This window comes from Allocoleopsis sp., from assembly GCF_036703385.1.
Taxonomy (GTDB): domain Bacteria; phylum Cyanobacteriota; class Cyanobacteriia; order Cyanobacteriales; family Coleofasciculaceae; genus Allocoleopsis.
In genome coordinates, this window is record NZ_DATNPA010000269.1 from 1 (window position 1) to 3,066 (window position 3,066).

The window sequence follows — 3,066 nt, forward strand, 5'->3', positions numbered from 1 at the left end:
AGGTAGCGATCGCTATATTTGCGGCGAAACTGGGCTGGAACCAAATTGAGATAGGTCAGGGCAACATCGGCATTACTCACAACAGCATCTGCTTGGAGCAATTCGCCATCCTTGAGTGCAACTCCGGTTGCTCGTTTTGTCTTACCCTCAATCAAAATCTCTGCAACTTCTGTATTGAGCCGTAATTCTCCACCCAACTCTTGAAACAGTCGCACCAAACCTTGCACTAATGCACCCGTGCCACCCATTGCAAACCAGACGCCAAACGCCTGCTCCAGTTTGTGAATCATGGCGTAGACGGAGGTACTTTGAAAAGGATTGCCGCCAATCAGGAGAGGATGAAAGCTAAACACCTGCCGTAATCGCTCATCCTGGATGTACTGATTTACGAAGCCTGCTACAGATTTGAAGGATTGCAATTGCAGCATATCGGGAGCAACTCTGAGCATATCGGTGAAGTGGCTAAAGGGCTTGGTCATCAGGGGTAATCCCTTTTGAAACACCTGCTCAGATGCCCGGTAAAACCGATGGTAGCCTTCTACATCAGCAGGGTTGAATTGCCGAATTTGTTCCAGCAGGTAGTCGCGATCGCCGTTATAGTGAAATACCGAGCCATCTTCAAACCGCACATTGTAGAACGGGTCAAGCGGCACCAGCTTCAGGTAATCCTCGGTTGTGCGGTTACTCAATTCAAAGAGTTCATGGATCAGGTAGGGAGCGGTAATGATGGTGGGGCCAGCATCGAAGGTGAAGCCATCCTGCTGATAGACATAGGCACGACCACCGGGTTTATCCCGTTTTTCTGCGATCGTTACTTGATACCCCTGTGCCTGTAGTCGGATGGCAGCCGATAGCCCACCAAAGCCACTTCCAATTACAACAATCTTCATGAACGGCTCTCTCTAGCGGTATTTAGACGTAATACCAATTCTCTCAATGCTTGCTACAGATGCTTTTCTTGTTCCCCCCTTGATAAGGGCAGGGCTGTTTCATTCTCGGTAGGGGCAATCCCCCCGTGGTTGCCCCGATCCGGAAAACGCCGAACAAGTCGTGGGTGGGGCGGGGTCGGGACGGGGGCGCGACCCCTAAAAAATCCTGATTTTCCTGAGAATGAATCAGCCCTGCCTTGATAAGGGGGGTTAGGGGGGTAAGATATATAGCCCATTAAAAGCGAAATGGTATAAGTGATGATGATTTGGATTCAGCACTGGCTATGCTCAATTTTCAAAATCATTCAAAGAATTAGATTCAAAACTAGCGCGATACTGCCATAGCAATGCGTTTTACTGCCCAATGTTCTGGAATCTCCCCCAACCACTCAACCCCCGAATCCTTATAAGCAGGGTAAGCAGAATATTTCATGGCAAATCCTCCACCCAACACAAATGAACTGCCAAAGAGTCATCTTGAAGCGCATTAAAAAACCGCTGGTCAGCCGTCACCATCTGACATCCGCGAGTAACAGCAAGCGCCAAATAAACACAGTCATAAACTGCTTGCTCTATTCTTGCTGCAATCTCTAAAGCTTGCGGCATTAACGGCAACGATGGATGTATCTCTAAGCCTAGTCCCATCAATGCAGCTAAATCCTCTTGAGCATTTTCTAAAGTCGTTTCTCCACGCCGCACTCGCTTCCACAGAATATTTCCAAATTCTGGAAAAAAGAAATCTGGAACCAAAAGAGTATAGTCAACATTTCGCAAACCAAGTGCAGCCTCAGAGTGAATTTCCGGCACCACCCACTTAATCGCCACATTCGCATCTACAACAAACTCAGTCAACGCTGTCTATCCTCTCGCAAAAGTTCTACACTATCACTAAAGGTTCGACCGACATACTTAGATCGCGCTTTATCAATTATTTCCCAGGCTGTCGCCTTTAGCGTTGCAGTATCTACCCCCTCAGCCGCCATCTCCAAAATGACTTTTAACTCAGCTTCCAGAGTTCTACCCTGACGCTGTGCGCGAATTTTTAACTTTTCTATTACATTGGGGTCTAGATTTTCAATTAGTAATTGAGTCATCGTTACTTCTCCCTTAAATAGTTTGACTATTTCTTCAAATGAACAACTGGCAAGAACACATCTCTATTAACCCCAATATCTGTCACTGTAAACCATGCATTAGCGGAACCCGCATCATGGTATCTGTCATTCTTGATAACCTGGCAGATGGCATGACACCGGATGAAATTGTGGCAGATTATCCACCGCTAACATTGCCAGATATCAGAGCCGCGATCGCCTATCGCTAGCTATTTTTGGAGCGCCTGTTGAAAGGTCTTGATGGCATCAACGTGATTCACCATATTGATGCAACGTAACAACAAATCCAGATCGATCCCTTTCATTTCCTCACTACTGGAAATCTTTTCGTAGTCAAGAGTGTTGCCCTCTCCCCGCAGGTGATAAATCTCTAGCACTCCGTCTTCCCAGAACCACACTTCAGGAATCTTCAGCCGCTTGTATGCCTCCAGTTTGTTAATGCCGCCACTGCTAAACACCACTTCGATAGCCAGATCGGGACGCACTCGACCAGGGGCAAGTTTATAGGATTCATCTGCCTCTCGCTTGACGGCTCCAGCTTCACTTTCTAGGGTCATTGAGCCAGTTGGGGTGAAGTCAAACCCTGCCATGAGCAAGTACAATTCCACCAATGCACCGATCCTTTCCTTTATTGTTTGGTGGGGTTCTCCTGGCATTCGTCGTATCTCTAGTACTCCATCTAGAAAGGAAAGCCGATATCCTGGACGGTCTAACAATTGCTCAACTGCTTTGAACTCTCTCCAAGTCAATCCCTCAAACAGGAGGGGTTCTTCCTTTTTGGGTGTTGCTATCGTTGCCGAAGTCATAAGAGTCTCTGTGGTCTGTTCCCAGATTAGGAGTGATTAGGTTTGAATGGCGATCGCTTTAGCGTAACTTCTTTTATTTTTATAGTATGGGGTTTGGATGACGAAATCAGGAGTTTGGTCAAGTTCCTGAATGAGTTGCTCTCTGGTGCTAGCCATGATATTTCTTCGCTAACGATTAGGGGAAATAACGATAGATTTCTTTTCGATGTAGCACTC

General features: G+C 46.8%; 5 protein-coding genes. 1 reads left to right on the forward strand and 4 read right to left on the reverse strand.

Annotation, left to right across the window (positions count from 1 at the left end):
• The 3 genes from crtI to V6C93_RS12830 form a co-directional block, all read right to left on the reverse strand.
• On the reverse strand, positions 1–890 hold an 890-nt coding region (gene crtI / locus V6C93_RS12820; protein ID WP_333477046.1), incomplete at its 3' end, for a phytoene desaturase family protein.
• Positions 891–1,358: 468 nt separating this feature from the next.
• Entirely contained in the window at positions 1,359–1,781 is a 423-nt protein-coding gene (locus tag V6C93_RS12825; RefSeq protein WP_333477047.1) for a type II toxin-antitoxin system VapC family toxin, read from the reverse strand.
• Positions 1,778–2,023 (reverse strand): FitA-like ribbon-helix-helix domain-containing protein, encoded by a 246-nt coding sequence (locus V6C93_RS12830; RefSeq protein WP_333477048.1) that lies wholly within the window; start codon positions 2,021–2,023, stop codon positions 1,778–1,780. Before V6C93_RS12830 ends, V6C93_RS12825 begins: the two co-directional genes overlap by 4 nt.
• A gap of 38 nt (positions 2,024–2,061) precedes the next feature.
• Between V6C93_RS12830 and V6C93_RS12835 the strand changes: the two genes are divergently transcribed.
• Positions 2,062–2,253, forward strand: coding sequence for a DUF433 domain-containing protein (locus V6C93_RS12835; protein WP_333477049.1), 192 nt, complete (start codon positions 2,062–2,064; stop codon positions 2,251–2,253).
• On the opposite strand, the gene V6C93_RS12840 is transcribed toward V6C93_RS12835, so the two are convergent.
• Positions 2,254–2,850 carry a Uma2 family endonuclease gene (locus V6C93_RS12840; RefSeq protein ID WP_333477050.1) on the reverse strand — a complete coding sequence of 199 codons (597 nt, stop codon included), beginning with the start codon at positions 2,848–2,850 and terminating at the stop codon, positions 2,254–2,256. It abuts the gene before it with no gap.
• Positions 2,851–3,066 lie beyond the last annotated feature (216 nt).

Bases quoted from the DNA above. Each gene is read 5' to 3' on its own strand.
- V6C93_RS12830 (WP_333477048.1), bottom strand. From the start codon at position 2,023: ATGACTCAATTACTAATTGAAAATCTAGACCCCAATGTAATAGAAAAG.
- V6C93_RS12840 (WP_333477050.1), bottom strand. From the start codon at position 2,850: ATGACTTCGGCAACGATAGCAACACCCAAAAAGGAAGAACCCCTCCTG.
- V6C93_RS12835 (WP_333477049.1), top strand. From the start codon at position 2,062: ATGAACAACTGGCAAGAACACATCTCTATTAACCCCAATATCTGTCAC.